Origin of the sequence: Kitasatospora sp. NPDC048296, from assembly GCF_043201815.1 — a bacterium.
Lineage (GTDB): Bacteria > Actinomycetota > Actinomycetes > Streptomycetales > Streptomycetaceae > Kitasatospora.
Window position 1 is genome coordinate 52,950 of sequence record NZ_JBICZB010000033.1, and the last position, 17,347, is coordinate 70,296.

At 71.6% G+C, this 17,347-nt stretch carries 17 protein-coding genes and 1 riboswitch; of the genes, 11 read left to right on the forward strand and 6 right to left on the reverse strand.

The window, feature by feature from the left end; all coding sequences use genetic code 11:
• Window positions 1-369 precede the first annotated feature (369 nt).
• Window positions 370-1,608 (forward strand): extracellular solute-binding protein, encoded by a 1,239-nt coding sequence (locus ACGF12_RS20690; protein ID WP_393031815.1) that lies wholly within the window; start codon window positions 370-372, stop codon window positions 1,606-1,608.
• 19 nt (window positions 1,609-1,627) lie between these two features.
• On the opposite strand, the gene ACGF12_RS20695 is transcribed toward ACGF12_RS20690, so the two are convergent.
• The gene (locus ACGF12_RS20695) at window positions 1,628-1,975 is read right to left on the reverse strand and encodes a cupin domain-containing protein (protein ID WP_393031818.1); all 348 of its coding nucleotides are present in this window, start codon (window positions 1,973-1,975) and stop codon (window positions 1,628-1,630) included.
• A gap of 102 nt (window positions 1,976-2,077) precedes the next feature.
• Between ACGF12_RS20695 and ACGF12_RS20700 the strand changes: the two genes are divergently transcribed.
• The gene (locus tag ACGF12_RS20700; protein WP_387617682.1) at window positions 2,078-2,305 is read left to right on the forward strand and encodes a DUF3263 domain-containing protein; all 228 of its coding nucleotides are present in this window, start codon (window positions 2,078-2,080) and stop codon (window positions 2,303-2,305) included.
• 50 nt (window positions 2,306-2,355) lie between these two features.
• On the forward strand, window positions 2,356-3,195 hold the full coding sequence (otsB, locus tag ACGF12_RS20705; RefSeq protein ID WP_393031821.1) for a trehalose-phosphatase: 840 nt from the start codon (window positions 2,356-2,358) through the stop codon (window positions 3,193-3,195).
• On the opposite strand, the gene ACGF12_RS20710 is transcribed toward otsB, so the two are convergent.
• Together ACGF12_RS20710 and ACGF12_RS20715 are read right to left on the reverse strand one after the other, a co-directional pair.
• Complete coding sequence (locus ACGF12_RS20710) at window positions 3,182-4,648, reverse strand: trehalose-6-phosphate synthase (RefSeq protein ID WP_393031824.1); 1,467 nt, start codon at window positions 4,646-4,648, stop codon at window positions 3,182-3,184. The two genes, otsB and ACGF12_RS20710, sit on opposite strands and share 14 nt — an antisense overlap.
• Window positions 4,649-4,686: 38 nt before the next feature.
• Window positions 4,687-5,691, reverse strand: coding sequence for a glucosyl-3-phosphoglycerate synthase (locus tag ACGF12_RS20715; protein ID WP_393031827.1), 1,005 nt, complete (start codon window positions 5,689-5,691; stop codon window positions 4,687-4,689).
• Between the two features lie 144 nt (window positions 5,692-5,835).
• Window positions 5,836-5,968: riboswitch (SAM riboswitch) on the forward strand.
• A 17-nt stretch (window positions 5,969-5,985) separates the two neighbouring features.
• Between ACGF12_RS20715 and thrC the strand changes: the two genes are divergently transcribed.
• From thrC to ACGF12_RS20740, 5 genes are all read left to right on the forward strand, one after another.
• Window positions 5,986-7,293, forward strand: coding sequence for a threonine synthase (gene thrC / locus ACGF12_RS20720; RefSeq protein ID WP_393031830.1), 1,308 nt, complete (start codon window positions 5,986-5,988; stop codon window positions 7,291-7,293).
• Between the two features lie 28 nt (window positions 7,294-7,321).
• The gene (locus ACGF12_RS20725; protein ID WP_387617690.1) at window positions 7,322-7,600 is read left to right on the forward strand and encodes a MoaD/ThiS family protein; all 279 of its coding nucleotides are present in this window, start codon (window positions 7,322-7,324) and stop codon (window positions 7,598-7,600) included.
• Between the two features lie 551 nt (window positions 7,601-8,151).
• A complete protein-coding gene (locus tag ACGF12_RS20730; protein WP_030289665.1) occupies window positions 8,152-8,355 on the forward strand; it encodes a cold-shock protein in 204 nt (67 codons plus the stop codon).
• A 348-nt stretch (window positions 8,356-8,703) separates the two neighbouring features.
• On the forward strand, window positions 8,704-10,326 hold the full coding sequence (gene groL, locus ACGF12_RS20735; RefSeq protein ID WP_045692318.1) for a chaperonin GroEL: 1,623 nt from the start codon (window positions 8,704-8,706) through the stop codon (window positions 10,324-10,326).
• A gap of 103 nt (window positions 10,327-10,429) precedes the next feature.
• On the forward strand, window positions 10,430-10,780 hold the full coding sequence (locus tag ACGF12_RS20740; protein ID WP_393031835.1) for a hypothetical protein: 351 nt from the start codon (window positions 10,430-10,432) through the stop codon (window positions 10,778-10,780).
• 173 nt (window positions 10,781-10,953) lie between these two features.
• On the opposite strand, the gene ACGF12_RS20745 is transcribed toward ACGF12_RS20740, so the two are convergent.
• Both ACGF12_RS20745 and ACGF12_RS20750 read right to left on the reverse strand, forming a co-directional pair.
• Window positions 10,954-12,177 carry an IS4 family transposase gene (locus ACGF12_RS20745; RefSeq protein WP_393031838.1) on the reverse strand — a complete coding sequence of 408 codons (1,224 nt, stop codon included), beginning with the start codon at window positions 12,175-12,177 and terminating at the stop codon, window positions 10,954-10,956.
• Between the two features lie 45 nt (window positions 12,178-12,222).
• Window positions 12,223-12,861, reverse strand: coding sequence for a hypothetical protein (locus ACGF12_RS20750; protein ID WP_393031841.1), 639 nt, complete (start codon window positions 12,859-12,861; stop codon window positions 12,223-12,225).
• 64 nt (window positions 12,862-12,925) lie between these two features.
• On the opposite strand from ACGF12_RS20750, the gene ACGF12_RS20755 reads away from it, so the two are divergent.
• The 3 genes from ACGF12_RS20755 to ACGF12_RS20765 are packed head-to-tail and all read left to right on the forward strand — an operon-like array spanning window position 12,926 to window position 14,961.
• Complete coding sequence (locus tag ACGF12_RS20755) at window positions 12,926-13,279, forward strand: PadR family transcriptional regulator (protein ID WP_393031844.1); 354 nt, start codon at window positions 12,926-12,928, stop codon at window positions 13,277-13,279.
• Complete coding sequence (locus tag ACGF12_RS20760) at window positions 13,276-14,217, forward strand: hypothetical protein (RefSeq protein WP_393031847.1); 942 nt, start codon at window positions 13,276-13,278, stop codon at window positions 14,215-14,217. The genes ACGF12_RS20755 and ACGF12_RS20760 overlap by 4 nt, the downstream gene beginning before the upstream one ends.
• A gap of 57 nt (window positions 14,218-14,274) precedes the next feature.
• Window positions 14,275-14,961 carry a copper homeostasis protein CutC gene (locus ACGF12_RS20765; RefSeq protein ID WP_393031850.1) on the forward strand — a complete coding sequence of 229 codons (687 nt, stop codon included), beginning with the start codon at window positions 14,275-14,277 and terminating at the stop codon, window positions 14,959-14,961.
• Between the two features lie 94 nt (window positions 14,962-15,055).
• Here the strand turns inward: ACGF12_RS20765 and ACGF12_RS20770 are convergent, their stop codons facing one another.
• Window positions 15,056-17,125, reverse strand: a complete 2,070-nt coding sequence (locus tag ACGF12_RS20770; RefSeq protein WP_393031853.1) for a HelD family protein — start codon at window positions 17,123-17,125, stop codon at window positions 15,056-15,058.
• Between the last annotated feature and the right edge of the window lie 222 nt (window positions 17,126-17,347).

Consider the following 17,347-nt stretch of genomic DNA (forward strand, 5'->3'; position numbering starts at 1 on the left):
TCCCTTGGTCGGGTCGAAGAGGTCTAGTCCAGTTCTTGGATTGGTCTGGTCCATACTGGGTGAGCTTTGTCTCGGGTGCGGGGGCGTCCGCCGGGTCCCGGCCGGCGGCCGTCGGGTCCCGGCTGTCGGTGTCGGCTGTCGGTGCGGGCGGTGTGTCGGCCGGCTGTTGCGCATCGTGCAATGAAGCCGGGCACTTCGGTAACTACTCGGCGGGTGGGGCCGAGTGGTGTGGACCAGTGGACAGCGGGTTTGGCAGTCTTGCGCGTCCCCCCTGCCGGATTCCCTCATCCGGCCGCAGTTCATCCCCTGAAGGCGGTACCCGCGTTGAACAGGCGCGCCCACGTTTCCACCCGTGTGCTCGGTAGTGCGATGGCCGGAGCACTGGTGCTCACCGCGGTCAGCGCGTGCAGCGGGCAGGGCGACGGGCCGGTCACGCTCAAGCTGGTCGCCGCGGACTACGGGGAGAGCGTCGAGACCGGCTCCAAGCACTACTGGGACGACGTCTCCAAGGCCTTCGAGGCCGCCAACCCGGGCATCAAGGTCCAGGTCGAGGTCGACAGCTGGACCGACATCGGCAAGAAGGTCGACGACATGATCGCGGCCGGGAAGTCGCCCGACCTGCTGCAGACCGGCGGGTTCGCGGACCAGGTCGCGGCGGACCGGCTGTACCCGGCGGCGGACGTGCTCTCGATGGACACCCAGGCGAAGTTCATGGACAACTTCACCCACGCCGGGCAGGTGCTGGGCACCCAGTACGGGATCCCGTTCGTGTCGTCGTCGCGGGTGCTCTTCTACAACAAGGCGATCTTCAAGCAGGCCGGCGTCACGCAGCCGCCGACCACCTGGAACGAGCTGCGGGCCGCGGCCGAGAAGATCAAGGCCAAGGTGCCGGGGGTGACCCCGTACGGGCTTCCGCTGGGGCCGGAGGAGGCGCCGGCCGAGTCGATGCTGTGGACGCTGAGCGGCGGCGGGAGCATCTCGGACGACGTCGGCAACTACACCATCGACAGCGACCAGAACCAGGCCACGTTCAGCTGGCTGAAGAGCAACCTGGTGAACACCGGGCTGACCTACGCCGACCCGGGCAAGATGAACCGCACGCCGGTGTTCCAGGACTTCGCGTCGGGCAAGGTCGCGATGCTGAACGGGCATCCGACGCTGCTGCGGATGGCGTCCGCCGGGAAGATCGACTTCGGGACGGCGCCGATTCCGAAGAAGGACGGGGTGGGGAAGACCGGGAGCCTCGGGGTCGCGGACTGGATGATGGCGTTCAAGGCCAACGGGCACAAGAACGAGATCAAGAAGTTCCTGTCCTTCGTCTACTCGCGCGACTACCAGCTGAAGTTCGACGAGCAGTACAACCTGCTGCCGGTGACCCAGGACGCGTTCAGCCAGATGTCGTCCGATCCCAAGCACGAGGACCTCAAGCAGTTCGCGGTCGGGCTGACCAACGCGAGCTTCTACCCCTTCGGGGACCCGGCCTGGGGTGAGGTCAGCAACCGGATCAAGGCCGGGATCGGGCAGGCGGTCACGGGGGACCCGAAGCAGGTGCTCGGCGGGCTGCAGGACTCGGCGGTGAAGGAGGCGGCCCGGGTCCGCAAGCAGTAGGACCCGGGGCTTCCCGGTCTCAGCTGGGGAGCGTGATCGCGTAGGCCTTGCGGAGGGTCTCGTGGACGGTCCAGGTGGTGCGGTCGCCCTCGCGCAGGACGGCGCAGTCGCCGGGGCCGACCCGCAGGGTCGGGCCGCCCTCGATCTCGATGGTGGCCCGGCCGCTGAGCACCACGAACATCTCGTCGGCCTCGACGTCGGTGACCACGCCCGGGGTGATCTGCCAGATGCCGCGCAGCTGGCGGCCGTCGGGGGACTCGGACAGGACCTTCCCGGTGACCTCGGGGGTGCCGGAGACGATCTGGGACGGGTCGAGGGGCTCGGGGACGAGCTCGGTGGTGGGGATGTGCACGGCGAAGCTGATCATGGGTCGACGGTAGCCGTGCGGTGGGGGCGTGGTCGTCCCGCAGAGTGTGTCGGGGTTCGGCGGGAGAATGACACTCCGTAGTGATGGGCGGAGGTGTCCTCGGTGGGCGAGCTGAGTGAGCGGGACCGGGCGGTGCTGGCGCTGGAGGGGCGGCAGTGGCGGACGGCGGGGGCCAAGGAGCGGGCGATCCGGGAGGAGTTGGGGCTCTCCTCCACGCGGTACTACCAGCTGCTGAATGGGCTGTTGGACCGGGAGGAGGCGTTGGCGGCTGCGCCGGTGCTGGTGAATCGGCTGCGGCGGGTTCGGGAGGCGCGGCGGGGGGCTCGTTGAGGGGGTTGCTGTAGGTGGGTTGGTGCGGGGGCGGGGGTATGGGCTGATGTATGGGCCTTGAAGAGATGGTTGCGCCGGTCACTGATGCCGGGCGGGACGGGTTGCGGGCGATTCTGGCGGCGCCGGGGGACGCGGTGATCGCCCTGGACTTCGATGGCACCTTGGCGCCGATCGTGGCGGATCCGGCGCTGGCTCGGGCGCATCCGGGGGTGGTGGGGGCGTTGCGGGGGTTGGGGACCGCGGTGGGGGCCGTGGTGGTGGTGACGGGGCGGCCGGCCGGGTTGGCGGCCGAGTACGGGGGGTTCGACGGGGTGCCGGGGCTGGTGGTGCTGGGGCACTACGGGGCCGAGCGGTGGGAGGGCGGCGTGGTGACGGCGCCCGAGGTGCATCCGGGGGTTGCGGGGGCGCGGGCCGCGTTGCCGGAGTTGTTGGAGCGGGTGGCGGCGCCCGAGGGGACGTGGGTGGAGGACAAGGGGCGCTCGGTGGCGGTGCACACCCGGCGGACGGGGGCGCCGGAGGAGACGTTGGCGTTGTTGCGGGCGCCGGTGGGGGAGTTGGCCGCCGAGTACGGGCTGGTGGTGGAGCCCGGGCGGCTGGTGTTGGAGCTGCGACCGCCGGGGGTGGACAAGGGGGCGGCGCTGACCGGGTTCCTGCGGGAGCGGGGGGCGCGGTCGGTGCTCTTCGCGGGGGACGACCTGGGGGACGTGGCGGCCTTCGCGGCGGTGGAGGAGCTGCGCGGGCAGGGGGTGGCGGGGCTGCTGGTGTGCGCCGGCGCGGTGGGGGACGCGCCGGTGCGCGAACTCGCCGACCGGGCGGATGTGGTGGTCGACGGGCCCGAGGGTGTGGTGGAGCTGTTGGGTGCTTTGGGGGAGGCGGTCAGAGGGCGTTGAGCTGGTCGAGGAACCACTGCTGCGGGGGGAGCGCGGTGGCCGCGGCGGCGAGGCGCTTGGTGCGGTCGGCGCGCTCCTCCGGGCTCATGGTGAGGCCGGTGTGCAGGGCCTCGGCGGTGGCGATGACGTCGTAGGGGTTGACGGTGAGGGCGTCGTCCTTGAGTTCGGCGTGGGCGCCGGCCTCGCGGGAGAGGACGAGGGCGCAGCCGCTGTCGGAGACGACCGGTACTTCCTTGGCGACCAGGTTCATGCCGTCCCGGATGGGGTTGACGAGGGCGACGTCGGCCAGGCGGTAGGCGGCGAGGGAGCGCGGGAAGTCGTCGTTGACGTGCAGGATCAGGGGTTGCCAGGTGGGGGTGGCGAATTCGGCGTTGATGGCGTCGGCGAGCTGTCGCACCGACGCCGTGTAGTCGCGGTATTCGGCCAGGTCGGTGCGGGAGGGGTAGGCGAAGGCGATGTGCACCACCCGGTCGTGCCACTCGGGGTGGGTGCGGAGCAGGTGCCGGTAGGCCTGGAGGCCGCGGACGATGTTCTTGCTCAGCTCGGTGCGGTCGACCCGGACGATGGTGCGGCGGTCGCCGACGGAGGTGCGGAGGGCGGCGAGGCGTTCGTCCACGTCGGGGCGGTGGGCGCGTTCGCGGAGGAAGTCGGCGTCGGCGCCCAGGGCGTGGACGCCGAGGTGGGTGGTGCGGCCGAGGTGGGTGACGGTCATCGCGTCGTGGTCGACGGTGGCGCCGAGTTGGTCCTCGCAGCAGGCGGCGAAGGCGCGGGCCCAGCGTTCGGTGAGGAAGCCGGCCCGGTCGGCGCCGAGGATGCCGGTGAGGACGGCGCGGGCGACGTCGTCGGGGAGCATCCGGTAGTACTCGGGCGGGGCCCAGGGGGTGTGGGAGAAGTGGCCGATCCGCAGGTCGGGGCGGGCCGCGCGGAGCAGGGCCGGGGCCAGGGAGAGGTGGTAGTCCTGGACGAGGACCGCGGCGTTCGGTGCGGCTTCGGCGGCAAGCGCCTCGGCGAAGGCCGTGTTGTAGGCCTGGTAGGCGGCCCATTCGGTGCGGAAGCCCGCGTCGAAGGAGGGTGCGGTGGGGGTCGCGTAGAGCAGGTGGTGGACGAACCAGAGGGTGGAGTTGGCGACGCCGTTGTAGGCGTGGGCGAAGGTCTCCGGGTCGATGTCCAGCATCCGTACGGCCTGGCCGCCGACGTCGTGGCCGGCCAGGTCGAGGCGGCCGTCGGGGGCTTCTGCCGCGGCTCGGCGGTCGGCGTCGCCGAGGGCGGCGCACACCCAGACGGCGTTCGGGTCGTCGATCGCGGAGAGGCCGGAGACGAGGCCTCCGCCGCCGCGGCGCAGGGTCAGCGTGCCGTCGTCGGCGGCGCTGAACGACACCGGTCCCCGATTGGAGGCCACCAAAACGGGGGCGGTGCCGGTCGCGCTCGAACGTTCGGTCGTGAGATCGCCCATGGTTGGGATGTTGCCGGGGGCCTGGGTCGGCAAACGTTTCAATGGCGGGCCGCGTATTCGGGCACGGTGTGCATCGGGGGGCGTTCCAGGGCGGTCACCGGGTGGCTGTGGGCGGTGAAGGCGCGGGTTTCCGGGTCGCGGCTGAACTGGGTGAGGTGGGGGTGGACCAGGTCGGCGGAGGCCTTGAGGCGGTGGGTGCGGTCGAGGCGTTCCAGGGCGGTGCGGTAGATGGTGGCGGCCATCCGGCCGAGGGCCTGGCCGTCCTGGTGGCGGTGGTGTCGGACGCCGACGTCCACCTGGGCCAGGGCGTCCAGGCCGACCAGCTCCAACGCGTCGACCAGGAGGCCGAGTTCGACGCCGTAGCCGGTGGGGAAGGGCAGTCGTTCGAGCAGTGAGCGGCGGGCCGCGTACTCGCCGCCGAGGGGCTGGACGAAACCGGCGAGTTCCGGCCAGTGGAGGTTGAGCAGGGGGCGGGCGACGAGTTCGGTGACCCGGCCGCCGCCGGCGGGGACGATCGCGCCGGACTCCGTTTCGAGGGGGCGGTCGTACATGGCCTTGACCAGCTGGATGTCGGGTTCGGTGAGCAGGGGGCCGAGGATGCCGGAGACGAAGGCGGGGTCGAACTCGCGCAGGTCGGCGTCGACGAAGCAGACGATGTCGCCGTGGGTGACCAGCAGCGAGCGCCAGAGCACCTCGCCCTTGCCGGGGACGGCGGGCAGCCGGGGCAGGATGGCGTCCCGTTGTTCCACCCGGGCGCCGGCCTCGGCGGCGACGGTGGCGGTGGCGTCGGTGGAGCCGGAGTCGAGTACGACCAGTTCGTCGACCAGAGGAAGCCGGTCCATCAGTTCGCGCCGGACGGTGCGGACGATGTCGCCGACGGTGGCCTCCTCGTCGAGCGCGGGGAGGACGACGCTGACGGTCTGCCGGGTGCGCCGCTTGGCCTCCAGCAGGGTGTGAACCGGCCGGTCGGCCGCGCTCCACGAGCGGCGGTGCAGCCAGGACGCCGCCTGCGGGAGGAGTGCGGGGGTCGGTTCGGCGGGCACGGTGAATCTCCTCGGCGAGGTCGGGTGGAACGGGCCATCTCGCGTGACGGACGGTCCCTTTCAGGGTGGACGCCTTCGGATACAGTCTTCGTACAGCGGTCGGACCTTCGCACGCCGGGGTCGCCGCTGAACCACAACTTCACAAGCTCATCCAGAGGGACTGAGGGAACGGCCCGTTGACGTCCCGGCAACCTTCTCGCTCGGCTGTTCACAGGCCCCGGCGGGACAGGTGCCAATTCCGGCCTGTGGCGCGACCGCGCCACGGGGAAGATGAGGAGAGAGGCCTCCGCCATCATGGCTATCGACACTGCCGCACCCTCCCCCAGCCTTCGGCCGGGGGGACCCCCACCGGTTGACCTCGGCCCCGCCGCCGCCCTGTCCTGTCGGGAGTGCGGCACCCGCTTCCCGCTCGGCCCCAGCTTCGCCTGCCTGGAGTGCTTCGGGCCGCTGGAGATCGCGTACGAGTTCGGGAGCGAGCGCGCCGAGGAGCTGCGCAAGCGGATCGAGGCCGGTCCGGCGTCCATCTGGCGTTACGCGCCGCTGCTGCCGGTGCCGGCCGACGTGGCGTCCAAGCCGAACCTGAACCCGGGGTGGACCCCGCTGGTGAAGGCGGACAACCTGGGCCGGGAGCTCGGGTTCACCGCTCCGCTGCACGTGAAGGACGACTCCGGGAACCCGACGCACTCCTTCAAGGACCGGGTGGTGGCCTGCGCCATCGAGGCGGCGCGGGCGTTCGGGTACACCACGCTGTCCTGCTCCTCGACCGGCAACCTGGCAGGCGCGGTGGGCGCGGCGGCGGCCCGGGCCGGGTTCCGGTCCTGCGTCTTCATCCCGCACGACCTGGAGCAGGGCAAGGTCGTGATGGCCGGGGTGTACGGCGGCGAGCTGGTGGGCATCGAGGGCAACTACGACGACGTGAACCGCTTCTGCTCGGAGCTGATCGGGGACCCGGCCGGCGAGGGCTGGGGTTTCGTGAACGTCAACCTGCGTCCGTACTACGGCGAGGGCTCCAAGACGCTGGCGTACGAGATCTGCGAGCAGCTCGGCTGGCGGCTGCCGGAGCAGATCGTCATCCCGATCGCCTCGGGCTCGCAGCTGACGAAGATCGACAAGGGGCTGCAGGAGCTGATCAAGCTCGGCCTGGTGGAGGACCGGCCGTACCGGATCTTCGGCGCCCAGGCCGAGGGCTGCTCGCCGGTGTCGGCCGCGTTCAAGGCGGGCCGGGACGTGATCAAGCCGGTCAAGCCGGACACCATCGCCAAGTCGCTGGCGATCGGCAACCCGGCGGACGGCCCGTACGTGCTGGACATCGCCCGTCGGACCGGCGGGGCGGTCGAGGACGTCACGGACGAAGAGGTCGTGGCGGCGATCCGGCTGCTGGCCCGGACCGAGGGGATCTTCGCGGAGACCGCGGGCGGGGTGACCGTCGGCGTGCTGAAGAAGCTGGTCGAGACCGGTCAGCTGGACCCGGCCAGGGAGACCGTCGCGATCAACACCGGTGACGGCCTGAAGACGCTGGACGCCGTCTCCGACGCCGGGATGACCGCCGTCATCCGCCCGACGCTGGAGTCCTTCCGCTCCGCCGGTCTCGCGTCCGCCTGAACCACCCCCACCCCCCGCTAGGAGAGCCATGAGCGCCAAAGTCCGCATCCCGACCATCCTGCGCACCTACACCGGCGGCGCGGCCGAGGTGACCGCCGAGGGGGCCAGCCTGGCCGAGGTCATCGCCGACCTGGAGCAGAACCACGCGGGCATTTCCGCCCGGATCCTGGACGACACCGGGAAGCTGCGCCGTTTCGTCAACGTGTACGTGAACGACGACGACGTGCGGTTCGCCGAGGGCCTGGCGACCGAGATCAAGGACGGCGCGAACGTCTCGATCATCCCGGCGGTGGCCGGCGGCTGCTGAGCCGTCGCATCCCGCTTCCCGGCCGCCCGTACGTACGGAATTCGACTCTCCGTATGTGCGGGCGACCGCTGGCATTTCGGCGGGAATATTTCCGGGTCAAGTCGGAGTAGAGTGTGGCTCTGCTGGGAACGGGGCTTCCCTTCCGGCTCGCGCGGTGCTTGGCCGGAGGTCGTCCGGTCACTGAGACCGGCTCGCGTCCCGGGCCGTGAAACATGTCAGGCGGATGTCAGAATTCCTGCGAGGGTTTGGGTAATTCGTCCGCTATGTCCGGCATGAAATGCCGATTTCACCCTGGTTTGTTCGTCCTTGTCTCTTGACGGGGCTATGGAATTCCTGGCGGTTGGCCCTGTTGCAGAGGGCGTCGGTCCGGATACATTCAGCGGCGGTCGGCGTAATCGACCGCCCATCGGAAGCCGTTCGGCTTTCTGTGCGGAGGATTGCGGCGTGCACGGCTGCGCCCAGGGGGGGTTCCCCGGGCCGGCCTTCAACCAGACCCGGGCCCGCGACCTGCGGGCACGTGAAGGGCCAGCACAGCACTAGGGGAGTTCGGAATGGCTCAGGGCACCGTCAAGTGGTTCAACGCGGAGAAGGGCTACGGCTTCATCGCGGTCGACGGTGGTGCGGACGTCTTCGTCCACTACAGCGCGATCCAGATGGACGGCTACCGCACCCTCGAGGAGGGCCAGCGGGTCGAGTTCGAGATCTCTCAGGGACAGAAGGGCCCGCAGGCGGACATGGTTCGCGCGGCGGTCTGACCCCTTCCGACTCCAGGAGCTCGGCGCGGCCCACCGCTGGTGGACCTCCTGCTTCTCGACGGGCCCGCACGACACGCGTCGTGCGGGCCCGTTCGCGTTCCCGTCCGTGCCCCGGTCCGCGCTCGCGGACGGGGCTCGACGGCGGCTCGCGGGTGGCCGATTGGGCTTGCACTCGACCACCCGGAGTGCTAATCATTGGCGTTAGCACTCACAGTGTGAGAGTGACAGCGGACCGGGTCGGTGAGGCCCCCGGGAGCGGTAGGGGAATGGACCTCCGCGCACCAGGGCCGTCCGTCGCGGGCACCCCTTGGTCCGAGCAGTCGACCGTGTCCCGGAGGACCACTTCTGATGGCCAAGATCATCGCCTTTGATGAGGAAGCTCGCCGCGGCCTTGAGCGTGGCATGAACCAGCTCGCCGACGCAGTGAAGGTCACGCTCGGCCCCAAGGGTCGCAACGTCGTGCTGGAGAAGAAGTGGGGCGCCCCCACGATCACCAACGACGGTGTCTCCATCGCCAAGGAGATCGAGCTCGAGGACCCGTACGAGAAGATCGGTGCGGAGCTCGTCAAGGAGGTCGCCAAGAAGACGGACGACGTCGCGGGTGACGGCACCACCACCGCCACCGTGCTGGCCCAGGCCCTGGTTCGCGAGGGTCTGCGCAACGTCGCCGCCGGCGCCAACCCGATGGCCCTGAAGCGCGGCATCGAGAAGGCCGTCGCCGCCGTCTCGGACCAGCTGCTGGCCCAGGCCAAGGACGTGGAGACCAAGGAGCAGATCGCCTCCACCGCCTCCATCTCCGCCGCTGACACCCAGATCGGCGAGCTCATCGCCGAGGCCATGGACAAGGTCGGCAAGGAAGGCGTCATCACCGTCGAGGAGAGCAACACCTTCGGTCTGGAGCTCGAGCTCACCGAGGGCATGCGCTTCGACAAGGGCTACATCTCCGCCTACTTCGCCACCGACCTGGAGCGCATGGAGGCGACCTTCGAGGACCCGTACATCCTCATCGCCAACTCCAAGATCGGCTCGGTCAAGGACCTGCTCCCGCTGCTGGAGAAGGTCATGCAGAGCGGCAAGCCGCTCGTCATCATCGCCGAGGACGTCGAGGGCGAGGCCCTGTCGACCCTGGTCGTGAACAAGATCCGCGGCACCTTCAAGTCCGTCGCCGTCAAGGCCCCGGGCTTCGGCGACCGCCGCAAGGCCATGCTCGGCGACATCGCCATCCTCACCGGTGGCACCGTGATCTCCGAGGAGGTCGGCCTCAAGCTGGAGAACGCCGGTATCGACCTGCTGGGCACCGCCCGCAAGGTGGTCATCACCAAGGACGAGACCACCATCGTCGACGGTGGCGGTGACAGCGAGCAGGTCGCCGGTCGCGTGAACCAGATCCGCGCCGAGATCGAGAACAGCGACTCGGACTACGACCGCGAGAAGCTCCAGGAGCGCCTCGCCAAGCTGGCCGGCGGCGTGGCCGTGATCAAGGCCGGCGCGGCCACCGAGGTGGAGCTCAAGGAGCGCAAGCACCGCATCGAGGACGCCGTCCGCAACGCCAAGGCCGCCGTCGAGGAGGGCATCGTCGCCGGTGGTGGCGTCGCCCTGCTGCAGGCCGGTGTCGCCTTCGACAAGCTGGAGCTGGACGGCGACGAGGCCACCGGTGCCAACATCGTCAAGGTCGCGCTGGAGGCCCCGATCAAGCAGATCGCGACCAACGCCGGCCTGGAGGGTGGCGTCGTGGTGGAGAAGGTGCGCAACCTCCCCGCCGGTCACGGCCTGAACGCCGCCACCAACGAGTACGTCGACCTGGTCGCCGCGGGCATCATCGACCCGGCCAAGGTCACCCGCTCGGCGCTGCAGAACGCCGCCTCCATCGCGGCGCTGTTCCTCACCACCGAGGCCGTCATCGCCGACAAGCCGGAGAAGGCCGCCGCGGCCGCCGGCGGCGGCATGCCGGGCGGTGACATGGACTTCTGATCCTGATCGCTTCGATCGGATCGGTTGGTTCCTCGTCCGCGTGGGCGGCTCCCTTCGGGGGCCGCCCACGCGGCGTTTTCGCGTATCGACGGAGAATGGACGGATGGCTGACATCGAGACCGCCCTGCACAACGCGCGGGCACTGATCCTGGCCGACCTCACCGCGCGGGACGTGGCGGACGCCGCCGTCGTCTCGCTGGTGGAGCAGGCCGTCACGCACCGTCGCTGGTGGCTGGAGCAGTGGCCGGACGGCACCGAGTACGTGCTCGGGCTGGTCGCCCAGGACGTCCAGGACGCGCTGCTGGAGGCGTACGGGCGGTGGCCGCTGTGCACCGACTGCGCGGCCGACGGGGACCCGCACGCGCTGAGCGTGGAGCCGGAGTTGGGGCCGGAGCCGCACTGGGTGTGCGGCAAGCACGGCTCGGTGGTGGCGCCGGTGGGGGAGCTGGTCTAGTTCCAACGCCGGTGATTTAAGTCCTGCCCGGTCCGGCGATCGTGACGATGACCGGAGTGGGTGGCGGCCAGTCGCGGTGTTCGGCCCGTTTGAGGGGCCAGTTGGACATCTTGCGTTTGATGACGCGCGGGCAGGATCGCTGACGTCGTTCGGGTAGGAGGCGTTCGCTGATCTCAGCCAGGGTGCGGGTCAGTGCGCGGGTGAGTCTGCCGGGGGGAAAGCGCCGCCTGGGCGGGGACCTGGCGGCGCACGACCCGCAGGCTGCGGGTGAAGGACAGGCGGTCGGGGTCCAGGCCCTCGTGAAGGGCGGCCTGGTGCATCAGCTGCCGGATGGCGTGATGGACCAGGAGGAGCCCGTAGATCTCCTGTTCCACGCCCCATGGGTACTTCGAGCGCAGGACGAGTCTGGGTCCGCGCTGGTGGGTCTTGATCTCGTCCAGCGTGGTCTCGATCTCCCATCGCTGGGCGTAGAGCGCGGCCAGCTCGCGGGCGGGTGCCTGTTCGGGGTCGAGGATGGTGGTGACCAGCCGGTAGACGGTCGCATCGCCGGTGTGGGCCAGGGTGTACTCGACGACCCGCACGGTCACCGGGTTGCGGCGGCTCTTTCGGTCCGGTTCGGCGTGGACGGTGCTGAGGTAGGAGCCGTCGTTCAGGACCCGGACCACGGGCAGGGCGGCGTTGGCGCGGACCCGCCACAGCAGGTCCGCGCCGCTCGCCCGGGCGGCCTGCCACAGCTCGAATCCGTAGAAGCCGCGGTCGGCCAGCAGCAGCATCCCCTCCCGCAGAAGGGGGAACAGCCGCCGGGACAACGACTGCTCACTGACCGACAGCGGGCCAATGGCGGCACCGAACATCGCGTGAGTGCCGCACTCGGCCAGCCCCACCACCCTGGCCTGCGGAAACGCACTGGCCCCACGCCCGGATACGTGCCGGCCGAAGAACTCGGTGTTGGCGTCGGTGTCCGCCAGGTCCAGGCAGGTACCGTCCACTGCCACCACACGCCACCGCCGGTACCAGGCGCCCGTCGTCTCGGGCACGGCCACCGGACGGCAGACCCGGGCGAACAGCGCCTTCAGCGGCTCGACGCCCAGCCGGCGGCGGGCCCGGCCGATCGCGGCGGTCGTGGGCACCCGCCACGACCGCCGCCCGTCCCCGAGTCCCTCGCCCAGCAGCCGGGCGACCTCCTCGTAGCCCTGCCCGAAGAACAGGCACATCGCCAGCACGAAGTACACGACCACCCGCGCCGGCAGCAGACGGCTGCGTTTCTCACCCCGCCCGGTCTCGGCGATCACCTCATCGACCAGACCCGGCGGAAACGCCTGGGTCAGCACCCCGATCGCGATCCGGTCCGATATCCGCTCACCCGCAGGCGACTTGACCTGCCCCACCCTCGCCACACCACACCCAACGAGACACCAGCCGCAAAGTCACTGGCATTGGGTCTAGTTCTCCAGCTGCTTGAGCTCGGCCGTCAGGTTGGTGCGGGCGGCCGCGGTGAAGCGCTCGCGGGCGGTGGGGGTGCGGTAGAGCGCCGGGAGCGCGAGGAGTTGGCGCAGCACGGCGGCCCGGCCCGCGCGGAAGTCCGGCTCCGGGACGAAGTCGTACTCCGCCCGGACGGCGGCCGCGTACGCCGCGTATGCCTCGGGGGAGCCGCCGAGGACGGCGAGGTCCGCGTCGCAGAGCACCTCGCCGTCGCGGTCGCCCGGGGCGGGGTCGTGGGTGACGGTGAGCAGGACGAGCCGTTCGACCTCGGCGACCCGCCCGGCGGGCAGGCCGGCGGCGGTCAGCGCGCGGACGGCCAGGGCGGCGCTGCGCTCCTCGTTCTCGGTGCGGTCGGGCCGGTAGACGGCGTCGTGGAACCAGGCGGCGAGCCGGACGGCGTCCGGGTCGGCGGCGTGCCCGGCGAGCTCGTCGACGTGCCGTAGGACCGCGCGCAGGTGCTCGGGGGTGTGGTAGCGGCGCTGCGGCTCCGACCAGCGGCGCAGCAGCTCCCGTCCGTACGGTTCGGGGTCGTCGGTGGCGCCGCAGTGGTGCAGCAGGGCGGTCCAGACGGGGAGCAGGTCCTCGGTCGCGGTGGGCATGCGGCCCATTCTGTCGGCTGGGTCGGGTGGACGGTATATGCCGGTCGACGATATATATAGACGTATGACAGAACGCTCCATGCAGGAGCCGACGCTGCTTCTGCTCACCGCGCTGGCCGACGCCCCGAGGCACGGCTACGCGCTCATCCAGGAAATCGCCGCGATCTCGGACGGCCGGGTCAAGATGCGTACCGGCACGCTCTACGGCGCGCTCGACCGGCTGCTGGGCCAGGGCCTGATCGAGGTCGCCGCCGAGGAGGTCGTGGACGGCCGTGCCCGGCGCACCTACGCGCTGACCGACGCCGGTCGGGGCGCGCTGGCCACCGAGGCCGAGCGGCTGCGGGCCGTGGCCACCGAGGCGGAGCGCCGACTCTCCGTCGCCGTTGTCAGTCCTAAGGTCAGGGGGGCCTTTGCATGAGTGATTCGACTGTTGGCGTCAGGACGGCGCTGGCGCTCTACCCGGGCCGCTACCGCCGCGAGCGCGGGGACGAGATGGCCGTGGTCTTCGCCGACACCACGGCGGGGGCCGGTCCGGTGGCCAAGGCGCGGGAGCTGTTCGACCTGGCCTCGTACGGGCTGCGGATGCGGACCGGGCTGACCTCGACCTCGCCGGGCGGGCGGCTGGCGGCGCTGACCGCGCCGCTCGCGGCCGGGGCGGCGGCGGGGATCGCGGCGGTGGAGATGTACGCGGACGACAACACGTACCAGATCCCGCATTCCGCGGGGTGGCTGCTGAGTCTCCTGGCCTTCTGGGTCTTGAACGGGTCGGCGGTGCTCTCGGCCGCTGCGGTGCTGCTCGGTCGGTGGACGGTGGCCCGGCTGCTCGCCGGGGCGACGGCCCTCGCGGTGGTGGCGGACCTGCTGCTGCAGCTGAGGGCGTCGATCGGCGGTGGACTCTGGGAACTCCTCTACGACTTCCAGTGGGACGGGCCGTTCCTGCTCTGGGCCCTGGTGCTGCTGGCCGCGCCGCGCGATGCGCTGCCGTCGCCGACCTGGCGGGAGCGGGGCATGGTGGTGGCGGCGGTGCTGTCGAGCCCCTTCCTGGTGCTGTCGACCCCCTTCTATCGCAGCTGGCACCACCTGGACCTGCCGTGGCGGGCGCTGATGGTCGGTGTGCCGCTGCTGATGGCGCTGACGGCGCTGCGCGGGTGGTACCTGGTGGCCGTTCCGGGGCTCGCCGCGCTGCCGTGGACGCTGAGCGTCAACCTCAACGCGATCTGGCAGCAGGTCGGCGGGACGTGGCGGCTGCTGCCGCTGGCCGCAGCGGTGATCGCCGCGATGGTCGGGCTGGTGATGCTGCGCAGGCCGACCGACACGGCCGGTCCGGGCGGCGGGGACGGGCGGTTGGTGGCCTGAGCCCGGGCGGGCGGGGCGGTCTCGCCGGGGGCGGTCGGATGTGGCAGGCTGTCGGATATGTCTAGACCAATTTTCGAAGTCATCGCGCTGACGCCCCAGGACGCCCAGGCCGCCGAGTCGGGCGGCGCCGACCGGCTCGAACTGGTCACCGACATGGCCGCCGACGGACTCACCCCGTCCGTCGAGGACTTCGCCCGGATCCGGGCCGCCGTCGGCATCCCGCTGCGCGTCATGCTGCGGATCCGGGACGGCTTCGCCCCCGGCGACCTGGACGAGCTGTGCGCCCGGGCCGCCGCCCTGCGGGCCGAGGGGGCCGAGGAGTTCGTCCTCGGCTTCCTCGGCGCCGACGGCGCCGTCGACCTGGCCGCCACCGCGGCCGTGGCCGAGGCGATCGCCGGCTGCCGCTGGACCTTCCACCGGGCGGTCGACCACAGCGCCGACCGGGCCGCCCTGCGCGCCGCCGTCGGCGCCCTGCCCGGGCTGGACACCTTCCTCACCTCCGGCGCGGCCGCCGGGGTCGACGCCGGGCGCGAGGTGCTGGCGGCCGAGCTGGCCCGCGCGGGCGAGCCCGGGTACGGCCAGCGGATCCTGATCGGCGGCGGCCTGCGGGCCGAGCACCTCAAGGAGTTGCGGGCGGAGGGCTTCGACGCCTTCCACGTCGGCGGCGCGGTGCGGGCCGACGGCTGGCGGACGCCGGTGGACGCGGCCAAGGTCGCCGAGTGGCGGGCACTGATCGACGGCTGAGCGTGGAAGCGCCGACAGCCGGGCGGTCCGTGGCTGCTGCACGGAAAGACGGAAGGGGGCCGGGTCGTTCGCGACCCGGCCCCCTTCCGTGCCGTCAGCGCAGCTGCTCCGGCAGCGGCTCGGCGTGCAGCACCGTCAGCCCGGAGACGGCGCGGGTGAGCGCCACGTACAGCCGGCGCAGGCCGGTCCGCTCGTCCGGCTCGCCGGCGATCACCGCGGCCGGTTCGTCCAGCACCACGTAGTCGTACTCCAGGCCCTTGGCCAGCGAGGCCGGGACCAGGGTCAGCCGGGAGTCGGCGCTGGTCTCGGTGCCGGGGGTGAGGTGCGGCAGCCCGGCCGCGGTCAACGCCTCGGCGAGCAGCGGGATCCGGGCGTCGGCGGCGATCAGGCCGGTCGAGCCCTCGTGCTCCAGCGCCTCCCGGCAGGCTTCCAGGACCGCCTCTTCCCACTCGGTGATCCGGCGGATCGTCAGCGAACCGGGAGTGTCGCGGACCGAGGTCGCCGGGGCCAGGCCCGGGGCGATCGCCGGGAGCAGCCGGGAGGCGTACGCGATGACCTCCTCCGGCACCCGGAAGCCCTTGGTCAGCTCCTCGACGTGCGCCTCCGGCTTGCCCAGGTGGTGCAGGGCGTCCGGCCAACTCGCCGTCGCCCACGGGGTGGTGCCCTGGGCGAGGTCGCCGAGGACGGTCGCCGAACCGGTGGTGCAGCGGCGGCCGACCGCGCGGTACTGCATCGGGGAGAGGTCCTGGGCCTCGTCCAGCACCACGTGCCCGAGCGAGGGCGTGCGCTGGACCAGGTCCGTCGCCTCGTCCACCAGGACGGCGTCGGCCGGTGTCCAGCGGGCGGTCTTCACCGAGCGGCCGGGCTTGGGCCACAGCACCGCCTGCTGCTCCTCGGGGGTCAGCACGCCCTCGGCGCACTCGGCCAGGAACTCCGGCTCGGAGAGCAGCCGCAGCACCAGCTTGGCCGGGTCTACGGCCGGCCAGCACTCCTTGACCACGGCCTTGACCGCGCTGTTGCGGGCCACCGCGTCCTGCACCCGGTCGTCCGGGGCCTCGCCGCCCTGCTCCATCTTCAGCAGCACGGCGTGCGCGATGCGCTGCGGCAGGGCGTCCCGGGCGGCGCCGTAGCGGACCTCGCGGCCCTTCAACTCCGCGATGATCTCGACCAGTTCGTACGCCGGGACGCGCCAGCGGCGGGAGCCGCGGACCACCACGCAGGGCTCGGTGGGCAGCGTGATGCCCGCCCGCACCGCCCGGCGCAGCACCTCGGCCATCCGGGCGTCGCCCTTCAGCCGGGCCGCCTCCGGGTCGTCCTCGTCCTTCACCTCGACGTGCGCGACCAGCTGCTGCACGGTGGCCTGGGCGACGTCCAGCTCGCCGAGGGCCGGGAGCACCTGCTCGATGTAGGAGAGGAAGGCGGTGTTCGGGCCGATCACCAGGGTGCCGGTCCGGGCCAGCCGCTCGCGGTGCGCGTACAGCAGGTAGGCGACACGGTGCAGGCCGACGGCGGTCTTCCCGGTGCCGGGCGCCCCCTGGACGCAGATGGTGCCCGTGACGTCGGAGCGGACGATCTCGTCCTGCTCGGGCTGGATGGTGGCGACGATGTCGCGCATCGGGCCGACACGGGGCTTCTCGATCTCGGCGGCGAGCAGCGCGGAGGTGGTGGAGCCCCCGGCGGAGCCGGTAAATGTCTCTGTGGCCGGGTCGGTGAGGTGCTCGTCCTCGTAGGCGGTGAGCTCACCGCCGGTGTAGCCGAAGCGGCGGCGGCGCTCGACGTCCATCGGCTCGGTGCGGCTGGCCCGGTAGAACGGCTGGGAGACCGGCGCGCGCCAGTCGATCACCATCGGGTCGCCGTCGGCGTCGTGGACGTGGCGGCGGCCGATGTAGAAGTTCTCCCCGCCTCCTCCCTCGCTGAGTTCCTCGCTGATCGCGTGGAGGTAGTCGAGGCGGCCGAAGAACAGCGGGGTGTCGGCGAGGTCGGCCAGGGCGGCGATCCTGGCCTCGATCTGGTTCTGGAGGATGACGGCGGACACCCAGGTGCCGGTCACGTCGCGCAGGTCGAGCGACTGGACGTCCTCGCGCATCGCTCGCAGCGCGGCCCGGGACGCGGCGAGGTGGTCGCGTTCGCGCTGGAGGGGGTCGGTGGTGGGGGTGGCGGGCACAGCGAACCTTCCCGGCTGCCCCGGTCGCGGGCGCAGCGGATCGATGGAGCTCACGGTGAGTACAGCCGACCGGTTGCCGTGCGGTCGGCACCTCCCCCGGCTGCCGGCGGGACACCGCCAGGTACCACGGTTCGGGAGGGGGCAGGCGGACGATCTTAGACCCGTCCGTCTCAGGGTTCCAGCCCCGCAGGTCTCAGGGGGTGCCGTACACCGGGAGGACGA

Coding starts and splice junctions, on each gene's coding strand:
- ACGF12_RS20690 (WP_393031815.1), top strand. CDS start 370: ATGGCCGGAGCACTGGTGCTCACCGCGGTCAGCGCGTGCAGCGGGCAG.
- ACGF12_RS20695 (WP_393031818.1), bottom strand. CDS start 1,975: ATGATCAGCTTCGCCGTGCACATCCCCACCACCGAGCTCGTCCCCGAG.
- otsB (WP_393031821.1), top strand. CDS start 2,356: ATGGGCCTTGAAGAGATGGTTGCGCCGGTCACTGATGCCGGGCGGGAC.
- ACGF12_RS20710 (WP_393031824.1), bottom strand. CDS start 4,648: ATGGGCGATCTCACGACCGAACGTTCGAGCGCGACCGGCACCGCCCCC.
- thrC (WP_393031830.1), top strand. CDS start 5,986: ATGGCTATCGACACTGCCGCACCCTCCCCCAGCCTTCGGCCGGGGGGA.
- ACGF12_RS20725 (WP_387617690.1), top strand. CDS start 7,322: ATGAGCGCCAAAGTCCGCATCCCGACCATCCTGCGCACCTACACCGGC.
- ACGF12_RS20730 (WP_030289665.1), top strand. CDS start 8,152: ATGGCTCAGGGCACCGTCAAGTGGTTCAACGCGGAGAAGGGCTACGGC.
- groL (WP_045692318.1), top strand. CDS start 8,704: ATGGCCAAGATCATCGCCTTTGATGAGGAAGCTCGCCGCGGCCTTGAG.
- ACGF12_RS20740 (WP_393031835.1), top strand. CDS start 10,430: ATGGCTGACATCGAGACCGCCCTGCACAACGCGCGGGCACTGATCCTG.
- ACGF12_RS20750 (WP_393031841.1), bottom strand. CDS start 12,861: ATGCCCACCGCGACCGAGGACCTGCTCCCCGTCTGGACCGCCCTGCTG.
- ACGF12_RS20755 (WP_393031844.1), top strand. CDS start 12,926: ATGACAGAACGCTCCATGCAGGAGCCGACGCTGCTTCTGCTCACCGCG.
- ACGF12_RS20760 (WP_393031847.1), top strand. CDS start 13,276: ATGAGTGATTCGACTGTTGGCGTCAGGACGGCGCTGGCGCTCTACCCG.
- ACGF12_RS20765 (WP_393031850.1), top strand. CDS start 14,275: ATGTCTAGACCAATTTTCGAAGTCATCGCGCTGACGCCCCAGGACGCC.